Raw genomic sequence first — 23,496 nt, 5'->3', positions numbered from 1 at the left:
CAGGCGGAACCAGCGACAAACAATTGCAAAGCGAAGGCGCGAAGTGAACCAACGTGAAGAAAACCCTTAAACGATTTGGTTCAAGGGTTTCCTACGCCAGGTGATGAAAAACTCAGCGGAAGGTGTGGGATTTGAACCCACGGTGACCCGGAGGCCACAACGGCTTTCGAGGCCGCCCCATTCGTCCGCTCTGGCAACCTTCCGTTCACGATGCTAGTCGGATTGCCAAACTTTTGGCTAGCCCCGACGGGTAGCAAAGAAGTTTTGCAGTAGCTCGGCGCTTTCTTCGCCCAAGACCCCGTGCGTGATTCGCATTTCATGGTTAAGCCGGGGGTCGGACCCTAGGTTGTAAAGCGAACCGCAAGCCCCTGATTTCGGGTCGGGCGCACCGTAAACCACTTCACTTACGCGGGCTGCCAAGGCAGCACCGGCACACATGGGGCACGGCTCTAAGGTCACCACCAAGGTGGCATTAACTAGGCGCCAACCATCGCCCACCGCGGCCGCAGCATCGCGCAAAGCAAGAATTTCAGCATGTGCAGTGGGGTCGGAAGCGGCTTCGCGCTCGTTGTGCCGGGCGGCCACCACCTCACCGTCATAAAGCACCACCGCGCCGATCGGTACATCGTTGGCTTCCGCAGCTAGCCGGGCCTGCTCTAAGGCCAAACGCATTGCTTCTTCGTTCGAAATTGCCATTGGTGCCTCGCTTTGAACTACCAGGGAATCGTGGGCAGTTGCTTCATGTTGACCGGGGCCCAAAAGGCCAATAAACCAACGTTCTGGCGGAGGGGGTGGGATTCGAACCCACGGTAGGTTGCCCTACAAACGCTTTCCAAGCGTTCCGATTCGGCCGCTCTCGCACCCCTCCAGGTGTGGGTTACAACTTAACCCATAAAAGCGGCTATCCTTTAATTTAACCCGGTCTGACATGTGGCGGTCGGGCCCTGTGCAATTACAGTCCGTGAACCGAGTCAGGGCCGGAAGGCAGCAGCTCTCAGCGGAGCCTGTAATGTGCCGCAGTAAGTCTGGCCGTCACTTGTGAAACCGGGTTTCTGGGTTAAATGCCGCCTACCGATAGAGTCAGGCTCATGTCGTATCAGTCTCTATATCGGCGTTACCGCTCGGGCCGATTTGGCGAGCTACGCGGCCAGGAACACGTGGTGCGGGCGCTGCGAAACGCGGTGCGTGAAAACCGGGTTGGTCACGCCTATTTATTTAGCGGTCCTAGGGGCACTGGCAAAACGTCAACCGCACGAATTTTGGCGAAAGCTCTTAACTGCGAAAACGTAATCGACGGCGAACCTTGTGGGGAGTGCGCTTCGTGTTTAGCCATTGAGGCTGGCAATTCCTTCGACCTCCACGAGCTAGACGCCGCTTCAAACAATGGTGTGGAAGCCGTTCGCGACCTAATTAGCCGAACCGTAATTGCCTCCCCCGGGCGCACCAAAGTCTATGTGCTCGACGAAGTGCATATGCTCACCACCGCGGCCTCGAATGCTTTGTTGAAAACGTTGGAAGAACCACCGTCAAACGTGGTGTTCATCTTGGCTACGACTGATCCCCATAAGGTGCTGCCCACCATTCGCAGTCGTACCCAGCACTTAGAATTTGGCCTTATTTCAGCTGAAGAGCTGGAAGAACATGTGCGCTACATCATCAATGACGCTGAACTTGGTGTTGATGAAGAAGGTATTGCGTATGCCCTTCGCCAAGGCGGCGGTTCGGCCCGCGACACGCTCTCGGTGCTGGAACAAATTGTGGCAGCTGGTGGTGTGCCAGCCTCGGGTGATGCCGCCAACCAGATTGTTGATGCATTAGCCGAAGAAGACACCGCCGCCGCCTTGGTAGCCCTTAACGAGGCGCTAAACCTTGGCCGTGAGCCCCGTCCGTTGGCCGAAGACTTGCTGAGCCAGCTACGAAATGTTTTCTTGGCATCAGTGCGAGCTCCGCTAGTGAACCTGACCGAAGCCGACGTGGCTAAAGCCAACGATCAAGCTCAACGGTTGGGCCGAGCAACCATCACTAGAGCGCTCGAACTTATTGGGGCTGCCATTGCTGAAATGCGTTTTGTGGGCGACCCTCGCATTCCCCTGGAAGTGGCCGTGGTACGTCTTACACAACCGGCTATCGATACTTCGTTGGCGGCCTTGGTGGAACGGGTAGCCAAGCTGGAACGCCAAGTTGCTTCCGCCGGTGAGGCTGGTGCTGCGCCAACCGCGCCACCTCCTTCGGTGCCACCCCGCCCAAGCCCAAGTGTCTCGGCGCAACCTCCACCCGAGGTACCATCCGCCTCGGCCCAGTCTTCGGTTCCGTCCCAGGCTTCGGCTGCACCCGAGGTACCATCCGCTCCGGCGAAGGTTTCAGCAGATGTCGAACAGGCCAAGGCCGAAACCAAGCCCGAACCGCCAAAGGCCGCTACGACTACCACTTCTGGGGCTACAGCTACAGCATCAAATAGCGGGGCGCTGCCAAAGCTTGAAGCCCTTGAATCGGCCTGGCGTTCAACGATCTTGCCTGGTCTGGGCAACCGGACTCGGGCCCGTTACGGTGCCGGTGAGTTCATTGCTGTTGATAGCGAAGCTCACTACGCCTTGCCGAATATGATCCATCGGGATCGTTGCGAAGAACTTCGCGGTGAGGTGGAAGCGGCCTTGCAAGCCCATTTTGGGGTGCCCGTTCCGCTCAAGTTGGTGGTTCAGGGCGCTAGTAGCGAAGTAGTTGTCCCTAGACAAGCTGCCACTGAGCCAGAGCGCAATTATGAGGAAGAGCTGGCTGATCTGGGTGATGTTTCTGAACTTCCAGAAGCCGATGTCGCGGCCAGCACCATCGAACGCATCACCGAAATGTTTCCCGGAACTACCGTTGTTGATACCGGTGGTCAAACATGAATGTCTCACTCCAACATGAGCGCGCCAGGCCCGATAGCGTGGTTATTTCGTTCAAGGCCAGACCCAAGTTCACGAATTCCCCCAAGGAGACCCAATGAGCGAACCATCACTAGGCGACCTACTGGCCCAAGCTCAACAAATGCAACAGCAGCTGATGGCCGCCCAAGCCCAAGCAGCGGCCGCCGTGGTAGAAGGCAGCGCCGGTGGTGGAGCGGTGAAAATTTCCGTAAATGGGCACCTAGAATTTCGTTCTGTTCACATTGACCCTGAAGTGATCGACCCGGAAGACCCCTCCATGCTTGAAGACCTGGTGCTGGCGGCCCTAGGCGATGCGATGGCCCAGATTGGTGAAATGCAGCAGGGCGCGATTGGTGGCCTCGACCTTGGTGCGCTGGGCGACTTGGGTGGGCTCGGCGGAATGTTAGGACAAGGCTGAGGTTCAGTTGGCCGTTTATTCTGGCGCTGTACAGGAATTGATCGACGAGTTAGGCCGGCTCCCTGGGATCGGTCCAAAATCAGCCCAACGTATTGCTTTCTATTTGTTGCGAGCACCCAAAGTCGATGCGCTGCGTTTAGCCGACTCGATTGTTTCGGCTAAAGAAAAGGTCTCGTTTTGTCAACGCTGTTTCAACATGGCCGAAGGCGAGCTGTGCGAAATCTGTCTTGATCCAAAACGTGATCCGCACCTGATCTGTGTGGTGGAAGACCCCCGCGACATCGTGGCCATTGAACGAACCCGTGAATATCGTGGCCGTTACCACGTGCTGCATGGGGCGATCAGTCCGATCGAAGGGGTTGGGCCCGACCAGCTAAAGATCAAAGAGCTTCTGGCTCGGCTAAACCCGGAAGAAGTAACCGAAGTTATCTTATGCACTAACCCCAACATCGAGGGTGAAGCTACGGCCATGTATTTGGGTCGCCTGATTGCTCCACTCGGGGTGAATGTTACAAAGATTGCGAGTGGGCTGCCGGTGGGTGGCGACCTTGAATACGCCGACGAATTGACCTTGGGTCGAGCCTTAGAAGGTCGTCGAGCGATCTAAGCGTCCACTATTTGGTGGCGTTGTCTAGGCATGTGTGGCCAGAGGCTGTGGTTGTGAGCCAGCCAGCCTCTTGTTGCTGCGCCGGCGCGTTTTACCAGTACATCGGCTTGAACTAAGCGAGTTCGGTGCAGCAGCTTGCTTATTGCGAAGCATGCCAAGGCTGCATTCTAGTACAAAGCACCGGTAAAAATAGTGCCGCCCCAATTGCCTGGGCGCGGGCGGGATGCCAAGCAATAGGGGCGGTACCAATATCTGCCAAGTAAGCGTTAGCTCCCTTGACCGACACCTTTACATTACAACTGTTACAGAAATATTACAAATAGTTTACGAAATGGTTCGTAGGATGGCGCCGTCGCCTTGACCGCCACCACCGCAAAGGGCCACGGCACCGGTGCCACCGCCACGGCGGTGCAGTTCAAGGAGAATATGCAATGCCAAACGGTTACCCGACATGCCAACGGGGTGACCAAGGGCAACCGCACCACCGTTCACGTTGGTGATTTCATCGGTTATGCCCAAGTCGCGCATGGAAGCCACGCCAACAGCGGCGAAGGCTTCATTCAGCTCGAAAAGGTCGATGTCGCCAACCGACAAATTCGCCTTGCCCAAAGCTTGTTTAATGGCTGCTGCTGGCTGGGTCAGCAAGGAAGCGTCGGGACCTGCTACCTGGCCGTAGCTCACTAGCTCGCCCAAGGGTGTAATGCCTAGCTTCTCAGCCATGGCCTTGCTGGTCATAACAACGGCGGAAGCGCCGTCTGAAATTTGGGAGGCGTTACCAGCAGTGATGTTACCTGCGGAGTCGAAAGCCGGGCGCAGCTTGGAAAGCGATTCGACGGTGGTGTCGCCACGAACACCTTCGTCGTCGCTTACCACAATGGCATCGCCTCGACGCTGTGGAACCTCGACTGGCACGATTTCGCCTTCAAACAGGCCGTTCTTCTGAGCCGCAGCTGCACGTTGGTGCGACTTAGCTGACAGATCGTCTTGCTCTTCACGGCCCAAACCTGCCGAAGCCGCATACTTCTCGGTGCCAGCGCCCATTGCGCACTGATCAAAAGCGCAGAACAAACCGTCGTACATCATCGAATCGACCACGGTTTGGTCGCCGATGCGGTAGCCAGAGCGAGCCCCTGGGAGCAAGTAGGGAGCATTGGTCATCGACTCCATACCGCCAGCCACCACAATGTCGGCTTCGCCTGACTGGATCATTTGGTCGGCCAAAAAGATCGAGTTCAAACCTGAGAGGCACACCTTATTAATGGTGGTAGCAGGCACGCCCATGTCGATACCGCCATTAACAGCGGCCTGTCGAGCGGTAATTTGGCCTGCCCCAGCTTGGAGCACTTGCCCCATGAAAACGTAATCGACCTGCTCAGGCTTGACGCCGGCGCGCTCAAGGGCGGCCTTAATGGCGAAACCACCAAGTTGGGTGGCAGCGAACGAAGCGAGTCCGCCTGAAAGCTTGCCGATAGGCGTACGAGCGCCATGTAGGATTACGGAACCGGCCATGGTGGGCCTCCCCAGAAAGATGTGCGATCCAATGGTTGTCCCAGCATAGAGAGAACCTTTCCAATTGGGCCACCTTGGCCCGCTAATAGCATCAATCTTTTATGCTGACATGGAGAAAAGGTTCTAGGCGCGGCTAGCTTTCGGGTCTATGGATCAATTTCGCGAGGCTATAAATAACGGAGCTTCCGGTGAGGAACTTGCCGCGATTCCGCTACCCGAGTCTTACCGTGCTGCTCACCTGTTACGTTCTGAACAGCAGATTTTCGAAGGTTTGCCATCCAATGAGAAAGATCCACGACGGTCTATTCACGTTGGTGATGTCCCCACGCCCGAGCTAGCTCCCGACGAGGTGGTCGTGGCCGTTATGGCCAGTGCCATCAACTTCAACACCGTCTGGTCCTCAATTTTTGAACCGGTCTCCACTTTTGGCGCCCTTGATCGTTTGGGCCGCCAAAGCGAATGGGCGAAGCGCCATGCCATCGATCATCACGTCATCGGTTCGGATGCTGCCGGTGTGGTAGTGCGGGTTGGTTCGGCGGTACGCGCTTGGAAGCCGGGCGACCGAGTAGTAGTGCACTGCAACTACATTGATGACCAAGACCCAGCCGCTCACGACGATGCCATGATGGCCTCTAACCAGGTGATTTGGGGTTATGAGACCAACTTTGGCGGTCTAGCCGACATGGCTTTGGTGCGTGCCAACCAGCTAATGCCGAAACCCGATCATCTTTCTTGGGAAGAAGCGGCCTGCAACGCTTTGGTGAACTCGACCAGCTACCGCATGCTGCTTTCGCCAAACTCGTACCAAATCAAACAAGGCGAAGCGGTACTCATTTGGGGTGCCTCGGGTGGTCTGGGCGGTTATGCGGTTCAGTATTGCCTAAACGGTGGAGCGACACCGGTAGCGGTCGTTTCCTCCCCTGAAAAAGCTGATCTTTTGCGCCAAATGGGTGTTGAGCACGTAATCGACCGCAAAGCTGCTGGTTACAAGTTCTGGAAAGATGAAACCACCCAAGACCCGGCTGAATGGCGTCGTTTAGGTTCTGACATTCGTGACATGATTGGTCGCGATGTGGACGTGGTGTTCGAGCACCCCGGCCGTCAAACCTTCGGAGCTTCGGTATATGTAGCCCGTCGTGGTGGTTCCATCGTCACCTGCGCTGCCACCAGTGGTTACATGCTGGAATTCGACAACCGTCACCTGTGGATGCGCCTCAAGCGCATCATCGGTTCCCACTTCGCCAACTATCACGAAGCCTGGCAGGCGAACGAGCTCATTCGCCAAGGTCGTGTGCAGCCAATTCTCTCAGCGGTTCACACCCTTGAAAACGTGGGCGAAGCCACCTACCAAATGCACCACAACCTGCACGAAGGTAAGATTGGTGTGTTGTGTCTGGCCGAGGAAGAAGGCCAAGGAATTGAAGATCCCGAGATGCGGGAACGAGTCGGTGAAGACAAGATCACCCTCTTCCGCCGAGCGGGCGTATAGGCAGGCCGAAACGGAGACCAATTGTTATGAGCGAGTTGCTGTTAACCGAAATTGACCATGTGGCAATTGCCGTAAACGACTTGGAAGCAGCGATCAGCTACTATCAAGACACCTTCGGTGCCACCGTTGATCATCGTGAAGTAGTGGAATCAGACGGGGTGGAAGAGGCCTTACTCAAGGTGGCCGAAAGCTACATCCAGCTTCTCACCCCAACCACCGATGATTCACCGGTCGCCAAATATCTGGCCAAGAAAGGTGAAGGTCTCCACCACATTGGATATCGAGTGGACGACTGCGCCGCGGCACTTCAGGCCGTTAAAGACCAAGGAGGCCGCGTAATTGACGAAGCGCCTCGCCCCGGTTCTCGGGGTACCACGGTGGCCTTCGTGCATCCGAAAACAGCCTTCGGCACGCTAATCGAGCTGGTTCAAGAATAAACACCCACTTCAAACCCATAAAGCAAGTAATTGCTGGCTTAGATCGCCGCCCCATCTATTTGGGGGCGGCGCTCTTCGCGTTTGGGTACGTGCCTCTCATGTTCCTGGGGCCCGGCACAGACTTAGACGTTCGTAGCGTCTACCAATCAGGACAAGCCATATTAGATGGGCATTACCAGGTTTCCCGAGTGCCAGGTTCGCCGGTCTTTGAAGCCGTCAGTGGTGTGTTGCATAGCCTTGGTGGTGCAGTGGCAGTGAATGTTGGCTCGGGGCTTGCAGCCCTTAGCTTGGCGTTAGCGGTGGCCGTGCTAGTCGCACAAGAACGGCCAGCCGTGGCGCGGGGTGCTGCTTGGTTTGGCCTAGCAATTTTGCTCAACCCTTTCATATGGGTGGCTGGCACATCCATGGTTGATTTCGTGTGGGCGTTAGCCGCTTTGGCCTGGGGATTAGTAGCGCAGCGACGTCGACACCTAAGCATGGCTTTGCTCTATGCCATCTCGATCGGAATTCGAGCGTCCGGGGCATTTCTAGTAGCGGCCTTAGTTCTTGGAGAGCTCTGGTGGTTGAGAACCAACCGTGGTGATATATATCCAGATGGCGTCGACCCTCTTTATCTAAGCGACAATGAGGGTAATCCAAGTGACGACAGTGCCGCGACGACCAGCGACCAGCCTGAGACGACTAAGTCGCGTTCACCTAGGGCGACGCTCGGCACGGAACGAGGCCCCCAAGTCTGGCTGTTGCGAAGCACGGCTTTAGCGGTGGTGTTAACGACCCTTGTCTTTTTGCCGCCATTCACCACTTTGGGGTTTGGTTTCTTGAAATCGAACGTGGAAGCCGCCAGTCTGTTCTCGCACCTTGGACGAGCAGCCGTTAAGAGCTGGTATTTTTACGGTCCGGTGGTGGTGGGGCTCATGCTTTGGACGCTCCTGCGGCGCTGGCCCCGATTGCGCACCAGTTGGCAGCACCAGCCAGTCTTCCGCATGGCATTTCTGGCCGTGGTGGCAGTTCAGCTTCTTTTTATTCGCTATCCGTGGAAGCTGTCCCATTTAATTCCAGCGTTTGTGTTTGTAGTGATGATGGCTGCCCTCATCGAAAATTGGGGTCGTGCCGCCTTTACGGTGCTTCTAGTCGCGCAGCTGCTTTTAGGCGCGGTGAATTTGAACTTGGCCAACCCCGACCAGCCGAACGCCGCGACCAGCGGACATTTCGCCCCGGAAATCTTGACGGGACCTCTAATTAGAGACATTCAGTGTCGAGTCCGGTTCGACCGAGACACCTATTTGCGTCCAGCCCCCGACGGTGAGGGCGGAGTGGGTAGTGACCTGTTGGAAATATGGGCCTGTGTGGTGCCATGGTCGAAATAGCTACCCGCTTCGCGCTAAGCATGTAGCACGGTTGTTCCAAACCTGTTGCACGGTGAGCATTAGTTGAAGGAGTTGTGATGGCCGACGAAGAAACCTACGCCGCCAACTGGTATCCCGACCCGTTTCTTCGGGCTGAGCTGCGCTATTACGATGGCGCAAAATGGACTGAACATATTTCGACCAAAGGCGAAACCTTGGTTGACCCCTTTGGCGCCAACCCTAGCGTCACCGGTGGGGTGAAAGATTACGTTGTAGCGAGTGGTCTCAAGGACTACATCATGGACGGTGCCAACGCTGCCAACTTCACCGATAGCCGACCTCAGTGGACCGGCACAGGGCACCTCTTCACCGAACCGGTTTTGGTGGTTAAACAACAAGGTTCGGGCATGCTGTCAACCTCGTCGAACTACAACGTAGAAGGCCACGACGGGGTGCGTTTAGGGTCGGTTCGTGAAGTAGGTCAAAGCCAAGCGAAACAAGTTTTTCGGGCTCTAACCAACTTTGACAAACATCTCAAACAGCAATTTGAAGTGTTAGATGCCGACGACAATGTGATGTTAAAACTGGTTCGTCCCGCCAACTGGATGAAGTCGAAAATCGAGATCAGCGACGCTGCTGACAATCTCATTGGTGTGGTGAAACAGAAGAATACCTACGGCTCTATCGACTTCACCCTTGAAGTTGACGGTCGCAAGATTGGCAGAATTAAGGGTCAAGATTGGGGCTCCCACGAGTTCACCATTCATGACGAATCGGGCGCCGAGATCGGCAAGATAACCAAAGCTTTCGAAGGCTTGCGCCAAGTGTTCAAAACAGGAACCGACAGCTACGTAGTTGTTATGCACCGTCCCTTAGAAGATCCGCTTCGACTCTTGGTGGTGGCCTCTGGTGTCTGCATCGACACCGCTTTGCACCCCGAAGAACGCCGCAGCATTCTCTAGCGGAATGCTTCACCGCCGACCTTAAGGTTTATCGCATGCAAGTTCACCTTGTTGATGGCACCTACGAACTTTTTCGGCACTTCTTTGCCGTGCCGTCACGCCAAGCTGATGACGGTCAAGAAATCGCCGCCGTGCGTAGCGTGGTTACTTCCATGATTCTTCTCTTGGAAGAAGGTGCCACCCATGTCGGCATCGCAACCGACACCGTAATCGAATCGTTCCGAAACGAACTTTGGCCTACTTATAAAAGTTCCGACGGGGTGGACCCCTTAATTCTGAGCCAATTTCAACTGCTAGAAAAAGCGCTCGAAACAGCAGGTTTTGCGGTTTTCCCTATGGTTGAGCACGAAGCTGACGATGCATTAGCGGCACTTGCTAAAATCGCGGCCGCCGATGAACGGGTAAGCGAGGTGCTGGTAGCGAGCCCCGACAAAGACTTCGCCCAACTGGTGGGCGGCAAAGTTTTCCAGCTTGATCGTCGCCGGAACGAACGGCTAGGCGTACCGGAAATATTGGAAAAATATGGGGTCACCCCCAAATCGATTCCGGATTGGTTGGCGTTGGTAGGCGATGCTGCCGACGGGTTCCCCGGGGTCAGCGGCTGGGGTGCCAAATCTAGCGCAACCGTGCTCAGCCGATATGAGCATGTAGCTGATATCCCAACCGACCCCGCCGAATGGGAAATAAAGGTTCGAGGCGCTTCCAAGCTGTCATCCAACCTAGAAGCAGCCCGTGACGAGGCCATGTTGTTCGTGCACCTAGCCACCCTGGTCGACGACTGTCTCGACCCCTTCCCGGTAGAAGAGTTGGCGTGGCGAGCCCCAACCGAAGCGACCGCCACCATGATGGACTATTTGGGAGCCCCAAAACTGTACGAACGGCTGGTGGCTCTAGCCAGCAATCGCCCACCAAACTAATCCCGCCTGGCCCAGATGGTAGGTCACCATGACCGCCAAATTGCCGTTGTTAAGAGGATTCACAAAACGATTCCAAGCCAAGATGGCGTCGGAAGCGTAAAACAGCAGCGCACCGAAAATTGCGGTCGGTCGACCGGTGCCAAACGCGGCCACCACCATGGCTGAAATCACCAGCAAATACACCATTACGGCTTTCGTTAACCGACTGTGGTAGAGCGACACGCCACCGACAATTACCCGGCCGATCGTGGCACCTCCCACAGCCACCAGCGCAAGACCAACCAAAGCGCTCAGCCACGATTCCCAAGCCAGTAATAACCCGTTCACATAAAAGATGTGGCCACACAAAAAGGCACCCAGCCCGGCAATAAACCAGCGAGCGGGGAGCAGCAAAAAAACATCACCGGCCAACGAACAAAGCAGGCCTAACACCATCCATGCCCGAATAGTGTTATTAGCCGGTGAAGCTGTGATTGCCAATAACGTTAAAGCCGCCAGTGCACCCGGTTTAGCCACAAAACGCCAGGTCTTCTCGTCGACAAAAACCGCCCACCAGTCGGTAAGCGCCATGCCAAATGCGACCAATGCGAAGATCCACCCCCAAATCGCCATACGTCACGCTAACAGGCCAACTAGTTTGGTGTCTATGACCACGACACGCGAAGAAACCATCATCGTCGAGGGGGGCGAGATGAAAGCCCACCTCGCGGTTCCAACCAGCGGTACTGGCCCCGGTGTGCTGCTCATCCAAGAAATTGGAGGAGTTAACGGCTACATGGAAGAAGTCGCCGGCCGTCTAGCAAATTTGGGCTATGTGGCTTTAGCCCCCGACGTGTTCTGGCGGGTCCAACCTGGTTTTGTGGTGCAGGAATTTAGCGACGAAACCTTCCCTAAAGCCATTGAAGTTTCAAGCCAGGTAGACCCCGCTCTAGCCGTGGCCGACTTAGGAATGGCGCTCGAACACCTACGAGAACTCCCCGAAACTACCGGTGGGGTCGGTGTTTTGGGCTTCTGCTTTGGCGGAACCATGGCCTATCTGGTTGGTGCCGAGTACGAACCCGACATTGTGGTGTCGTATTACGGCTCGGGTGTGGCCGGAGCGATAGATCGCGCTGCCGATATTGTCTGCCCCATGCTGATGCACTTCGGCGGGAAAGACCCGTTCTTGCCGATGGCTGATATTGAAACCATTGAATCAGGCACTTCAGGAATGGAGAACGTACAGATCGTTGTGCAACCCAATGCCGGTCACGCTTTCGATAACCACGCCTCGCCGGTTTACTACGATCAAGGCGCAGCGCAGGCCGCCTGGGAAATAACGGCCGCCTTCCTAAGTGAGAATCTGTCTGTTGAATAGCGCTTATTGGGTCGAAGCGGTGGCGCGCGGTAGTCTCGACGCATGACCGAGATCACCCTCGCTGAGCGCGTTGAACAGTTAAAACAGCGCAAAGAAGAGGCGCTAAATGCAGGTTCGCCGCGATCTGTAGAGCGTCAAAAAGCCAAAGGTAAGATGCTGGCCCGGGAGCGAATTGAATATCTGCTCGATCCGGGATCGTTCCACGAGCTCGACATGTTGGCCCGCCACCGTGCCCACACCAGTGGCATTGAAGAGCGACCCTACACCGATGGCGTGATCACTGGTTGGGGCACCATCGAAGGCCGCAAAGTTTTTGTGTTCTCCCAAGATTTCACCGTGTTTGGCGGGGCACTGGGCGAGGTCTTTGCTGAGAAGATCCACAAAATGATGGACTTGGCGCTTTCGGTCGGGGCACCCGTAATTGGCCTAAACGACGGAGCCGGGGCGCGTATCCAAGAAGGCGTAGTTTCGCTCGATAGCTACGGTGGAATTTTTTATCGCAACGTTCAAGCCTCCGGCGTTATCCCCCAAATCTCGGTAATCCTCGGCCCTTGTGCGGGTGGCGCGGTGTACAGCCCCGCGATGACCGACTTCATATTCATGGTGCGCGAAAGCTCACACATGTTCATCACCGGCCCCGATGTGGTGAAAACGGTGACCGGTGAAGAGGTCACACTCGAAGAGCTAGGCGGAGCCCAGAGCCACGCTTCAAAGTCGGGGGTGGCCACTTTCGTATCCGACGACGAGAAGTCCTGTCTCGACGACGTACGTTTCCTGTTTGGATTTTTGCCCTCCAACAACCTGGAAGAAGCACCAGAAACCGACCTGGGTGACGACCCTGAACGGCTTTGCCCAGAACTCACCGAAATGATGCCCGCCAGCCCCAACGTGCCTTACAACATGGTGAAGGTAATTGAGGCCGTAGTCGACGACGGCGAATTCTTTGAATACTTCCCACATTGGGCGCAGAGCATGGTCTGCGGTTTTGCTCGCCTCGACGGTAAATCAGTTGGCATAGTCGGAAACCAGCCCATGATGTTCGCCGGTGTGCTCGACATCGAATCTTCCGAAAAAGCAGCCCGCTTTGTACGTACCTGCGACGCTTTCAATATTCCGCTCGTGACCTTCGTTGACGTCCCTGGTTTCCTCCCTGGCGTAGACCAAGAATACAACGGCATTATTCGCCACGGTGCCAAGCTGCTTTACGCCTTCTGCGAGGCCACCGTGCCACGCATTCAAGTGATTACCCGCAAGGCATACGGCGGCGCTTATGTGGTTATGAACTCGAAATCAATCGGTGCCGACCTGGCTTTCGCCTGGCCTTCGGCCGAATTGGCTGTCATGGGTCCCCAAGGCGCGGTTGAGATTGTGTATCGCCGTGAACTCCAAACTGCCGCCGACCCAGAATCTCGCCGGGCTGAGCTGGTTAATGAATACGTGGAGCGCTACGCCAACCCTTATGTGGCTGCAGAGCGAGGCTACGTCGACGACGTGATCGACCCGGCTGAAACCAGGGTCAAACTGATCGCCGGTCTCGACATGTTGCGTTCCAAGCGGGAAGAACTGCCCAAACGCAAGCACGGAAACATGCCGCTATGAGCCTGCGCGCCGAAGTTGACGGTGAAGCCACTGACGAAGAAGTGGCGGCCATTGTGGCTGCCATTCAAGCCACGGTTCTGACTGCTGCGGTCGCTCCAGTCGAGCCTCCGAACCAAGTTCCGTCTCGGTGGCGATTCTCTGGCCGTTGGTGGGCCAAACCCGTCACGAAGCGGCGTGAGCGTCCTCAAGCCCGCTGAAACCCCGCGTCTGGAGGTCACCACCGTTGCCAACGACGAGGTGACCTTCCACCACGGTGACCAAGTTCGACAATTTGATGACCTCGAACCCCAGCGCACCTACAACCTAGACGGCCACCTGGTCACCACCCTTCCCGCACCGGGCGAGTTGCTTTGTCGTTTCGCCACCGTGAACGACGTTCATTTTGGGGAGGTGGAAGCCGGGCGAATCGACGGGCTCGATAGCCCCACCTTTGGTGTGGTGCCGGGTGAAGAACCGTACCCAGAGATGATGAACCGCCATGCGGTAGAAGAAATCGCGGCTATTGACCCCGCTGCGGTGCTGATCAAGGGTGATCTAACCTCGACTGGTTCGCCACTGGAATACGCCCGATGTCTAGAGGTCTACGCTGGCACCTTCGGCAATAAATTGGCGTGGACTAATGGCAACCACGATAACTTTCAAGGTCCGTTCTTTGGGGTTGAGCCCACCCTGATCGACTTGCCCGGCGTTCGGCTTCTACTAATCGACACCTCGGATTATGGCCGCGCTGGTGGCAGTGTGAGCCATGAGACCTTGGGCTGGATCGACGACAACGCCAAAGATTGTGAAACCCCAGTCCTACTCTTTGGCCACCATCACGTGTGTCTGCCCGGACAAGAAGGTGCAGAGCCGAGTGACTTTTTCGGTATCGACCCTGTTTCGTCAACCCACTTGGCACAACTAGTGGCCCGAAGGCCCGAAATCAGCGGATACTTTTGTGGTCACACCCACCGCAACCACCTGCAACACCATCCCTTGACCGGAGATTTCCCCTGGACCGAAGTGGCGTCAGTTAAAGACTTTCCTGGCACCTGGGCTGAATATAGGGTTTTTGAAGGCGGCATTCTGCAGATTCATCGCCGCATCGGAGCGCCCGAAGCACTCGCCTGGTCGAACCGCTGTCGCGGTCTCTACCAGGGCATTATCGATTACACCGAATATGCTTTGGGCCAACTCTCAGACCGCTGTTTCCCGATTTGGAGCCGACGTTGACACCTAGGCCTAGTGGACCCCATCAGCCCGCACCGCCGCTTGGCGACCTACGGGTGATCGATTTGGCCACGGTGGTGGCGGGCCCTGGAACCGCCCGATACTTGGCTGATTTCGGGGCGGATGTCATTAAAGTCGAACGCCCCGGCAACGGTGACACAACCCGATCGCTTGGCTGGCGACATGCGGCCGACAACGTGACTTATTGGTGGAAACTAATGGGTCGAGGAAAACGCTCGATCGTTCTCGATCTCAAATCCGAGGCCGGGAAGCAAACACTGCATGAGCTAATCGACTCCGCTGATGTTTTGATCGAGAACTTTCGCCCTGGGAAGCTCGAAGCACTGGGCTTTGACCCCGACGAACTAATTGCACGTAATCCGAAACTGGTGGTTTTACGGGTAAGCGGCTTTGGTCAAAGCGGCCCTTACGCGAACCGTGCCGGGTTCGCTACGCTAGCCGAAGCAATGTCGGGTTTTGCCGCCATCAACGGTGAGGTGGATGGCGGTCCGCTGTTACCGCCGATTGCGCTGACCGACGAGGTTACGGCGCTTGTTGGGGCTTTCGCGGTGATGGTGGCGGTTCATTCTGGGGTTGGCCAGGTGGTGGATGTGAACCTGCTTGAGAGCATGTTCCAGCTGATGGGGCCGATCTTTTCGGTCTATATGGCCACCGGTGAAATTCCCGAACGTCTAGGTTCTGGTATTCCTTACACGGTGCCCCGCGGCACTTTCCAAACGGCTGATGGTCGCTGGATTGCTATCTCCACCTCCGCCGAGTCGGTGGCGCAGCGGGTAATGAAACTGATTGGGGCTGGCGATGACGAACGGTTCGCTACTTTTAGTGGCCGGGTTGAACATCGTGATGAACTTAATGAGCTAGTGGCCCATTGGGTCGCTCAGCGCACTTTAGATCAGGCGCTAGAAGCTTTTAGCCAGGCTGAAGCTGCGGCTGCGGCGGTTTACTCGGTGGCAGATATTGCTGCTGACCCGCATTTTAATGAACGTCAGTCATTCGTCACCGTTGACGGCGTGACCACCCAGGGATTAATCGCTCATCTTTCTAAGACTCCAGGGGTCAGCCCTAGGCCAGCTCCGAGCCTTGGCCAGCACACCGAAGAGATTTTGGCGGAACTAAAAGATTCAAAAACCTACGGCACTAATCCGTAACACCCCAGATCTGATGCAGCTGAACCTGGTAGCGGTCATGAACTATTTGAGCGAACCTAGGCCGTTTCGGCTGCCAAACTAGGTGCCAGCTGAATTCGGCCTTCAGGCGAGGTCAGGGCCTCGTCCAAGGCTTCCCTAGCGGCTGAAACCAAGGTGTCGGCATCGAGAGCCTGGGCTGGGTAAGCAGCCACACCGGCGTGCACAGTAATAGTCGGGTCATCAACTGACAACTGTCGCCGCATCCGCTCCACGGTCCACACAGCACCATCTTCAGGAGTTTCTTCGAGCACCAGCGCCACCTGGCCGTTGTCTAGATGACAGGCGGTGTCGGCTTCACGCAACGTAGCCACAATGGCACCAGCAATGGAACGCCCTGGAGTTACCCGAACTTTGGGTGCGTCTTCGCTGTCGCTGCCTCTAGAAGCAGCGCTGAACTCAATAAACACAATGCTTAGAGGCCGTAGGTGGCGCCGAGCGGTTGACACCCTGGCATCTAAGGTCGCTAAGAAATAATCTTCCGAGAACAGTCCAGATTGCAGGTTCAACAGCCGAGCGTCGCTAGGTAGATCGTAGGCGGGTGAAGTGGCCGTTTCTACGGAATCTTCGATGGCATCTAAGGCTGCCTTGCCGGCCAAAGCAGCACCAACAATGGCTAAGGCCCCAGGCACAATAGCGCCTCGTTTTAAGGCCACAAGTCCGCCTGTAACGCCCAGTGCCATACCAGCAATAGCTATTGTCGACCGGTTCTCACCCATGGCTGGCCAGTATACAGGGTAAAGGGGCTGCGCTCAGAGGAAAATCAGCCACGACGAGCACGGGCCAGCTCTAAAACATCAGCCATTATGGCAGCCAATTCGAAATCTTTCGGGGTGTACACCGCGGCCACACCGTTTTGCAGCAACACCGGACGGTCTTCTTCGGGGATGATGCCGCCCACAACAACCGGTGCCTCGACACCCTCTTCAGCCAGCAGCTTCACCACGGTTGGGATTAGCTCCATATGGCTTCCTGAGAGGATCGACAGACCAATTACGTCAACGTCTTCGTCGCGAGCCACGGCCACAATTTGTTCCGGTGTTAGCCGGATGCCTTGATAGATCACTTCCATGCCAGCGTCTCGGGCCGCCACCGCGATTTGTTCCGCTCCGTTGGAATGACCATCAAGGCCCGGCTTGGCCACCAAGAAACGCGGAGGTCCACCAGGTAGTGCACGGACCCGTTCTGCAACCGACGCTAATGTTTCGCCCATTTTGCCTACCCCTGTGGCCGCCGCCACCCCAGTTGGTGCTCGATATTCTCCGAACACTTCTCGCAGCGCGTTCGCCCATTCCCCGGTTGTGCCCCCAGCGTGGGCGAAAGCAATGGTGGCGGGCATAACGTTTTCATTGGTGCCAAGCACCCGCTTCAGCTCGGCCAGCGCGTCGGCCACGGCTTCGTTGTTACGAGTTGAGCGCCACTCTTCTAAATCGGCAACCATTTGGTTGGCGACGGCTGGATCAACCCGCATGATGCTTTCTTCGCCGCCTAAGGGCGACGGTGCCGTTTCGGTAAATCGGTTCACTCCCACAATCGGCAGCTCACCACTTTCAATGCGCCGCATGCGTTCCGCGTGCGATGAAACAAGGCGGCCCTTCAATTCCTCAATGGCCGCGAAAGCACCGCCCAAAGCTAGAACCTCGTCTAGCTCGGCTTGAGCAGCGTCGATAAGCTCAGCGGTCTTGGCTTCGATCACGTGGGAACCAGCGAAAATGTCGTCGTACTCCAACAAGTCGGTTTCGAAAGCCAGTACTTGTTGAATACGTAACGACCATTGCTGGTCCCAGGGTCGCGGCAACCCCAAAGCCTCGTTCCAGGCCGGTAGCTGCAAAGAACGGGCACGGGCATCTTTCGATAACGTCACGCCCAAGGCTTCAAGCACAATCCGCTGCACATTGTTTTCTGGTTGCGCCTCGGTTAGGCCGAGGCTGTTCACCTGAACTCCATAACGGAAACGCCGTGCCTTAGGGTCGGTTACGCCATAACGTTCCAACGTGATGCGGTCCCACATTTGAGTGAAGGCGCGCATTTTGCAGGTTTCTTCCACAAAACGGATACCAGCGTTCACGAAAAACGAGATCGAAGCCACCACCGCCGAGAAACGCTCTGGTGGAACTTGGCCCGACTCGCGGACTGCATCAAGCACGTCAATGGCAGTGGCCAAGGCGTAAGCAATTTCTTGGACCGGCGTCGCCCCAGCTTCTTGAAGGTGGTAGCTGCAGACGTTCATGGGGTTCCAGTGCGGAATGTTCTCGGAACAATACGCCACCATGTCTACAATCAGCCGCTTTGAAGGCTCGGGTGGGAAGATGTAGGTGCCCCGGCTCAGGTATTCCTTCACGATGTCATTCTGGGTGGTGCCGCGCAGCGCTTCTGAGGCCACCCCCTGGCGTTCAGCATTGGCTACGTAAAGCCCTAACAACCAAGCCGCGGTGGCGTTGATCGTCATCGAGGTGTTCATCTGGTCGACAGGGATGCCCTCAAGAAGCTGCTGCATGTGCCCAAGGTGCACCACTGGTACACCAACCTTGCCCACCTCGCCTAGCGACTCGTGGGCGTCAGGGTTGTAACCAGTTTGCGTGGGAAGGTCGAAGGCGATTGATAGGCCGGTTTGACCCTTGGCTAGGTTGGTGCGGTAAAGCTCGTTCGAGGCTTTGGCGGTGGAGTGCCCCGAATAGGTCCGCATCATCCACGGACGGTCGGGTTCACGGTGGCTTAGCTCATGGCGCTGGTGGCTCATGCTTCTATTGTCTGCCCTAATTGCCTGCTCTGTCACCTCGCGAGCCACCAAAGTGTGGCTGCTGGCTCATTTAAAGTCGCAGCGAGCTAAACAAAGCGGGGGTAGACCGAAACCGGTGCTACCCCCATCAATAGTCTTTAACGATAGTCAACAACCTATTTGGTGCCTGCTGCCTGGGCCTTTGCGGCCCCAGCTAGGGCCTTTGTTATCTCTTGTAGTCGTAGAAGCCTGAGCCGCTCTTACGGCCCAGAACTCCGGCGGAAACCATGCGACGTAAGCGAGGATGTGGTGCGAAGTTCGGGTCGCCAAACTCAGCGTAAAGTGCTTCCAAGATAGAAAGTGACGTGTCGAGGCCAACCAGGTCCAACAGCTCAAGTGGACCCATGGGGAAGTTGCAGCCACCCTTCATGGCGGTGTCGATATCTTCCCGATTAGCGGTGCCAGCTTCCAACATGGCCACCGCGTTGTTCAGATAGGGGAACAACAGGGCGTTAACAATAAAACCGGCACGGTCTTTAACTTGTACCGGGTCTTTGCCACAACCAGCGGCAAATTCGGTAACCGACTTCACCGTTTCTTCCGAAGCCGTTAGTGGCGCAATGATCTCCACCAACTTCATGGCTGGTGCCGGGTTAAAGAAGTGCACACCGACAACTTTGTCGGGCCGATTGGTGGCCACAGCCATTTCCACTACCGGCAAGGTAGAGGTGTTGGTGGCCAAAATTGCATCGGCTTTTACAATTTCATCGAGCTCGCGAAACAGGCCCAGCTTAGTGTCAAGATCTTCAACGATTGACTCGATTACCAAATCGCAATCAGCCAAATCGGCCAGATTCGCGGTGGCGCTAACGCGGCTAACAATTTCGTCGCGGGCATCGCCTTCAAGACGGCCACGCTCCACCTGCCGAGCCAAAGATTTTTCTAGTCCAGCGATCATCGCATCAGCCGATTCTTGCTTGCGGCTGCGCAGGATAACGGTATGGCCAGCCTTGGCGGCAACCTCCGCGATACCCGAGCCCATGATGCCTGATCCAACAATACCAACAGTTAGGTTCCCCATGGCTACGAAGGCTAGTTATGGAACCGTTGTGGATGCCTAATCGACCACCAATTACATTCACAAGCTAGCGTGTAGTTGTGGACCTACTCGCTCTTTCTAGCGGCGTGGCCAAACCGTTCCCGCTGCGACATATCACCAACGAATTGGCGCGTCGCCGAAGCGCGATAACGATTGAATCCGATTCGTCAGTACTAGAGCTCATAGGTCCGGCGCGAAATTACACCACCGAGCTGCTGGTTCCACACGACACTCTTCCAGCTTTGGGAATGCGGCCGATGAGCACCGGGCCGATTAGCCAAGTGACGACCGAGGCAACCACCGGTACAAACGTGGTGTCAATTGGTTGGCTGGGTAGCCAATCCGATGTTGCCGCGGCTTTGGCTTCGCTGATGCCGCTATTGGGTGACACCGGAGCCGTCTACTTCGTGGAACCTAGCCTTAGCTCGGGAATTCGCCGCCACCTAGCAATGCGGCTGGCGCGTTGGGCGTATAGACGCAGCGGTTGGTGGCCGAATCACGACATGCCCGCGCTTATGCGCCAAGCTGGGTTGGTGGTGACCGACCTTGAGCGGTTCTTTATTCCCAACGTGGGCTTGGCGAGTTCTTCTTGGGTGCAAGGCCGTGCCACTAAGGCGAATACTGACGAGCAGCTAGTGCCCGAACACGCAGTCAAGACAGCAGTAACGGGATCTAAGACAAGCGAAGGTTGAGGTTATTGAAAATGAGCAAAGGGCCGTTATGCCTGGTGGGCGGAGACGAGTGGAGCGACGGCTGTGATTTTGATGCTGCTCTGCTTGAAGATGCCAACACCGACACCGTGGTAGTGCTAACTACGGCGGCTGCCTACGAGAATCCGAAAGCCTTGGTGGAGCGTGCTGAAGCTTATTTTTCGGGGCTTGGCGCCAAGGTGGTGGCACCCGAGCTTTACAGCCGACGCGACGCCATGAACCCCAGTACAGCCGAAGTCATCGCTGAAGCCCGATTCGTTTATCTGGGCGGCGGGTCAAGCGGTGGTTCCCCCATGCATGTTCGCTCGGTCCTAAGCGATTCGTTGGCTCTAGAAGCCATAATCGCTACGTGGCATGCCGGGAATGTGTTGGCGGCCTCCGCGGCGAGTGGCAGTGTTCTCTTCCGGCACATGGTTGATACTCGTGGTGGTGCTTTCACCCAAGGTTTGGCCTTGCTCGACGGCTTTACCATGATTCCCGGCTTTGATGAATGGTCAAGCGACAAGGTCCATCGGACCATCGATTTGGCACCCCCAGGCATGCCAGTGGTTGGGGTGGAACGCCGTAGCGCTCTTATCCACCGAAGTGATGCTGGCTGGTCTAGCGAAGGTGCTGGTGCCGTGCATGTTTACGTGGGCGGCCACACGGCCGATCTCAACGCGTTGCCGCCCTTGACTTAAAACAATCTCCGCTTAGCGGTTCCTCGACAGAGCACCCGAAAGAGCACCCGAAAGAGCAATTGGCGAAAGAGCCGACCAGCACTAGGTAGAAAGCTAGCTAGCTTTTTAGTTTTGGACGATGGTCACCTTGTTGATCACCGGAACGGGATTGGGGTGACCACCAAGGCCGCTTGAGGGGTCATCTTCGTGAGTGTCCATAATGGCCTCCAACACGTCGAGACCCGCCGTGGTTTTGCCAAAGACCACGTAGGTACCTTGGCTATTCAAGTTGGCGGTGTTGTCGCCGGTCGAGAAGAAGAACTGGGCACCTGCCGAGTCGGGGGCAGCGGTGCGGGCCATCACCAGATCACCAGGTTCATAGGTCCAGTCACTGCCTTCATCGGCAATCGTGTAGCCAGGTCCAGGGTCAGAGGCTGAGTTGGTGTGAGGAGCACCGCCCTGCAAAATATCGATGGAAGGATCGGAACGGAAGATCTCGGTACCGTCGTAGTAGCCGTAACGCGCCAAGAACACGAAGTTGTTCACTGTCCCTGGGGTGTCGTCGCTATTTAGTGCAACGCGAATTTCCCCAGCGGTCGTGTCGAAGACGGCTTCGTAGTTGGCCCCGTCTTCTAAACAATTCGGAGGTGAGGATGGAAAGTTCAATCGGGGTTCAGAGGCACCATCTTCGGGTGGGCACTCTACGTCGTCAGTGTCATTATCGGTGCCAGCAGTGGTGGTGCTAGTGGCGGCACCCTCGTCGTCACTCTTGGAGTCGTTTCCTCCACCAAAAATCGAGAAGGCCAGAGCAAGAACCACTACTAAGGCCACAATGCCGCCGATGCCCAGCCAGGTACGCTTTTGCTGCTGTTTCTTTTCTTCTACCGCAGCTTGGGCACGGGCTTGTTGTTGGCGTTCTCGTTGACGTTGACGTTTAGGGCTAGGAGACATAGCCCGAAACGCTAGCAACGCTTAGAGGAGGTGTGGAAATACCGGTCGTCTTCCCAGCAATTCTTGGGTCATGTTGGTCGCATCGAAACTTGATGGCGATTGGCGGGTAAGTTCGGCTTCCTTCGGTCAGCGGAAGTGAGGAAATGGTGGTCGGGTTGCTAGCGTCAACTGCGTGGCTCTCGTAGTTCAGAAATTTGGTGGCACTTCGGTGGCCGACCCTGAGCGTATTCGTGAGGTTGCTGACCATGTGGCCCGCACCTTGCGACACGGTGATCAGGTGGTGCTGGTGGTAAGTGCTATGGGCAAAGAAACCGACGAATTGTTACGCCTTGCGGCCGATGTTTCAAAGACTCGTCCTGGCCGTGAGATGGACATGCTGATTACTAGTGGTGAGCGAAAGGCCACCGCTTTGGTTTGCATGGCGCTAGCCGACATGGGTGTTAAGGCCGAATCGTTCACCGGTAGCCAAGCTGGCTTTATCACCGATACCACCCATAGCAACGCCAAGATTTTAGAACTGCGACCGGATCGTATTCGCGCCTCGCTCGATGGTGGCGCGGTGCCAGTGGTGGGTGGTTCGCAAGGTGTTTCAACGGATCGAGACGTGACGTTCTTGGGTCGTGGTGGCTCTGACACCACAGCCGTTGCTTTAGCGGCCGCCCTAGGTGCCGATTCGTGCGAACTTTATACCGACGTTTCGGGAGTATTTAACGCTGATCCGCGAGTGGTGCCATCGGCCAAACGAATGGACAAGGTTTCATTCGACGAACTGCTTGAAATGACGGCTTCAGGCTGTCCTAAACCTGCGATGCGTTCCGTTGAGTACGCGCGAAATCACGGGGTCAAACTCCACGTTCGTTCTGCATTCACCTGGGAACCGGGTACTTGGGTCGTTGAGGAGGACCCCCAAATGGAAGACGCCATTATTTCTGCGGTAACTCACGACGCATCAGAAGCCAAAATAACGGTCACTGGGGTACCCGACGAACCGGGGATCGCGGCCCGACTTTTCAGAGCCTTGGCAGAAATTGACGTGAACGTTGACGTGATCGTGCAGAACGTGAGCGCGGATGGGGTCACTGACATTTCCTTCACCCAACCTTTTGATGATGTGTCCCGATCGTTAGAAGTTCTCGAGCCGCTGCTCGGCGAATTCGGCGGCAAGCACGAGATCATCGTGGATGACAATGTGGGTCGGGTCAGCGTAATAGGCGCTGGAATGAAGTCGAATCCAGGTGTGGCCGCCAAGGTCTTTGAAACGTTGGCCGCCAACAACATCAACATTGAAATGATTTCTACCTCGGCCATCAGAATCAGCTGCGTCGTGCGTCAAGACCGGCTGGAAGACGCAGTCAGTGTTTTGCACGAAGCTTTTGAGCTCGGCGGCTAGTGCTTCC

General features: G+C 56.2%; 23 protein-coding genes, 2 tRNA genes and 1 other RNA gene. 17 read left to right on the top strand and 9 right to left on the bottom strand.

The window, feature by feature from the left end:
* Nucleotides 1–116: 116 nt before the first annotated feature.
* From WC184_05235 to WC184_05225, 3 genes are all read right to left on the bottom strand, one after another.
* A tRNA-Ser gene (locus tag WC184_05235) sits at nt 117–203 on the bottom strand.
* A gap of 34 nt (nt 204–237) precedes the next feature.
* The gene (gene tadA / locus WC184_05230) at nt 238–696 is read right to left on the bottom strand and encodes a tRNA adenosine(34) deaminase TadA (GenBank protein MFA7477279.1); all 459 of its coding nucleotides are present in this window, start codon (nt 694–696) and stop codon (nt 238–240) included.
* An 84-nt stretch (nt 697–780) separates the two neighbouring features.
* Nucleotides 781–868, bottom strand: a tRNA-Ser gene (locus WC184_05225).
* A 67-nt stretch (nt 869–935) separates the two neighbouring features.
* Between WC184_05225 and ffs the strand changes: the two genes are divergently transcribed.
* From ffs to recR, 4 genes are all read left to right on the top strand, one after another.
* Nucleotides 936–1,034, top strand: an RNA gene (ffs, locus tag WC184_05220) — signal recognition particle sRNA small type.
* Nucleotides 1,035–1,088: 54 nt separating this feature from the next.
* Nucleotides 1,089–2,888, top strand: coding sequence for a DNA polymerase III subunit gamma/tau (gene dnaX, locus WC184_05215; GenBank protein MFA7477278.1), 1,800 nt, complete (start codon nt 1,089–1,091; stop codon nt 2,886–2,888).
* Between the two features lie 94 nt (nt 2,889–2,982).
* A complete protein-coding gene (locus WC184_05210) occupies nt 2,983–3,324 on the top strand; it encodes a YbaB/EbfC family nucleoid-associated protein (protein MFA7477277.1) in 342 nt (113 codons plus the stop codon).
* Nucleotides 3,325–3,331: 7 nt separating this feature from the next.
* On the top strand, nt 3,332–3,931 hold the full coding sequence (recR, locus tag WC184_05205) for a recombination mediator RecR (protein MFA7477276.1): 600 nt from the start codon (nt 3,332–3,334) through the stop codon (nt 3,929–3,931).
* Nucleotides 3,932–4,255: 324 nt separating this feature from the next.
* Here the strand turns inward: recR and WC184_05200 are convergent, their stop codons facing one another.
* Nucleotides 4,256–5,440, bottom strand: a complete 1,185-nt coding sequence (locus WC184_05200; GenBank protein MFA7477275.1) for an acetyl-CoA C-acetyltransferase — start codon at nt 5,438–5,440, stop codon at nt 4,256–4,258.
* A gap of 148 nt (nt 5,441–5,588) precedes the next feature.
* On the opposite strand from WC184_05200, the gene ccrA reads away from it, so the two are divergent.
* The 5 genes from ccrA to WC184_05175 all read left to right on the top strand — a co-directional run bounded on the left by ccrA (nt 5,589) and on the right by WC184_05175 (nt 10,591).
* Complete coding sequence (ccrA, locus tag WC184_05195; protein ID MFA7477274.1) at nt 5,589–6,929, top strand: crotonyl-CoA carboxylase/reductase; 1,341 nt, start codon at nt 5,589–5,591, stop codon at nt 6,927–6,929.
* 26 nt (nt 6,930–6,955) lie between these two features.
* Complete coding sequence (gene mce, locus WC184_05190) at nt 6,956–7,366, top strand: methylmalonyl-CoA epimerase (protein MFA7477273.1); 411 nt, start codon at nt 6,956–6,958, stop codon at nt 7,364–7,366.
* Between the two features lie 98 nt (nt 7,367–7,464).
* Nucleotides 7,465–8,733, top strand: coding sequence for a hypothetical protein (locus WC184_05185; GenBank protein MFA7477272.1), 1,269 nt, complete (start codon nt 7,465–7,467; stop codon nt 8,731–8,733).
* 77 nt (nt 8,734–8,810) lie between these two features.
* On the top strand, nt 8,811–9,674 hold the full coding sequence (locus tag WC184_05180; protein ID MFA7477271.1) for a phospholipid scramblase-related protein: 864 nt from the start codon (nt 8,811–8,813) through the stop codon (nt 9,672–9,674).
* 35 nt (nt 9,675–9,709) lie between these two features.
* Nucleotides 9,710–10,591, top strand: a complete 882-nt coding sequence (locus tag WC184_05175) for a 5'-3' exonuclease H3TH domain-containing protein (protein ID MFA7477270.1) — start codon at nt 9,710–9,712, stop codon at nt 10,589–10,591.
* Here the strand turns inward: WC184_05175 and WC184_05170 are convergent.
* Nucleotides 10,565–11,203: a lysoplasmalogenase gene (locus WC184_05170; protein ID MFA7477269.1), complete on the bottom strand. Its 639-nt coding sequence runs from the start codon at nt 11,201–11,203 to the stop codon at nt 10,565–10,567. The two genes, WC184_05175 and WC184_05170, sit on opposite strands and share 27 nt — an antisense overlap.
* Nucleotides 11,204–11,237: 34 nt before the next feature.
* Between WC184_05170 and WC184_05165 the strand changes: the two genes are divergently transcribed.
* The 5 genes from WC184_05165 to WC184_05145 are packed head-to-tail and all read left to right on the top strand — an operon-like array spanning nt 11,238 to nt 15,925.
* A complete protein-coding gene (locus tag WC184_05165) occupies nt 11,238–11,948 on the top strand; it encodes a dienelactone hydrolase family protein (GenBank protein MFA7477268.1) in 711 nt (236 codons plus the stop codon).
* Nucleotides 11,949–11,990: 42 nt separating this feature from the next.
* Nucleotides 11,991–13,547 (top strand): acyl-CoA carboxylase subunit beta, encoded by a 1,557-nt coding sequence (locus WC184_05160; protein MFA7477267.1) that lies wholly within the window; start codon nt 11,991–11,993, stop codon nt 13,545–13,547.
* Nucleotides 13,544–13,744 (top strand): hypothetical protein, encoded by a 201-nt coding sequence (locus WC184_05155; protein ID MFA7477266.1) that lies wholly within the window; start codon nt 13,544–13,546, stop codon nt 13,742–13,744. The genes WC184_05160 and WC184_05155 overlap by 4 nt, the downstream gene beginning before the upstream one ends.
* Entirely contained in the window at nt 13,722–14,759 is a 1,038-nt protein-coding gene (locus tag WC184_05150; protein ID MFA7477265.1) for a metallophosphoesterase, read from the top strand. Before WC184_05155 ends, WC184_05150 begins: the two co-directional genes overlap by 23 nt.
* Nucleotides 14,756–15,925, top strand: coding sequence for a CoA transferase (locus WC184_05145; protein ID MFA7477264.1), 1,170 nt, complete (start codon nt 14,756–14,758; stop codon nt 15,923–15,925). Before WC184_05150 ends, WC184_05145 begins: the two co-directional genes overlap by 4 nt.
* Nucleotides 15,926–15,981: 56 nt before the next feature.
* Here the strand turns inward: WC184_05145 and WC184_05140 are convergent, their stop codons facing one another.
* The 3 genes from WC184_05140 to WC184_05130 all read right to left on the bottom strand — a co-directional run bounded on the left by WC184_05140 (nt 15,982) and on the right by WC184_05130 (nt 19,761).
* Complete coding sequence (locus WC184_05140) at nt 15,982–16,680, bottom strand: diguanylate cyclase (GenBank protein ID MFA7477263.1); 699 nt, start codon at nt 16,678–16,680, stop codon at nt 15,982–15,984.
* A 44-nt stretch (nt 16,681–16,724) separates the two neighbouring features.
* A complete protein-coding gene (locus tag WC184_05135) occupies nt 16,725–18,701 on the bottom strand; it encodes a protein meaA (GenBank protein MFA7477262.1) in 1,977 nt (658 codons plus the stop codon).
* 205 nt (nt 18,702–18,906) lie between these two features.
* On the bottom strand, nt 18,907–19,761 hold the full coding sequence (locus WC184_05130) for a 3-hydroxybutyryl-CoA dehydrogenase (GenBank protein MFA7477261.1): 855 nt from the start codon (nt 19,759–19,761) through the stop codon (nt 18,907–18,909).
* Nucleotides 19,762–19,838: 77 nt separating this feature from the next.
* On the opposite strand from WC184_05130, the gene WC184_05125 reads away from it, so the two are divergent.
* Complete coding sequence (locus WC184_05125; protein MFA7477260.1) at nt 19,839–20,471, top strand: hypothetical protein; 633 nt, start codon at nt 19,839–19,841, stop codon at nt 20,469–20,471.
* Nucleotides 20,472–20,482: 11 nt separating this feature from the next.
* Nucleotides 20,483–21,169, top strand: coding sequence for a hypothetical protein (locus WC184_05120; protein ID MFA7477259.1), 687 nt, complete (start codon nt 20,483–20,485; stop codon nt 21,167–21,169).
* Between the two features lie 105 nt (nt 21,170–21,274).
* Here WC184_05120 and WC184_05115 read toward each other — a convergent pair whose 3' ends face one another.
* Entirely contained in the window at nt 21,275–22,099 is an 825-nt protein-coding gene (locus tag WC184_05115; protein ID MFA7477258.1) for a peptidylprolyl isomerase, read from the bottom strand.
* 172 nt (nt 22,100–22,271) lie between these two features.
* Between WC184_05115 and WC184_05110 the strand changes: the two genes are divergently transcribed.
* Nucleotides 22,272–23,489 (top strand): aspartate kinase, encoded by a 1,218-nt coding sequence (locus tag WC184_05110; GenBank protein ID MFA7477257.1) that lies wholly within the window; start codon nt 22,272–22,274, stop codon nt 23,487–23,489.
* Nucleotides 23,490–23,496: the final 7 nt, after the last annotated feature.

Source organism: Acidimicrobiia bacterium (assembly GCA_041676705.1).
In the GTDB taxonomy this organism is placed as follows: domain Bacteria; phylum Actinomycetota; class Acidimicrobiia; order Acidimicrobiales; family SKKL01; genus Actinomarinicola.
Note: the sequence above shows the minus strand (reverse complement) of the source record. Positions and strands in the feature narration are given on the sequence as shown.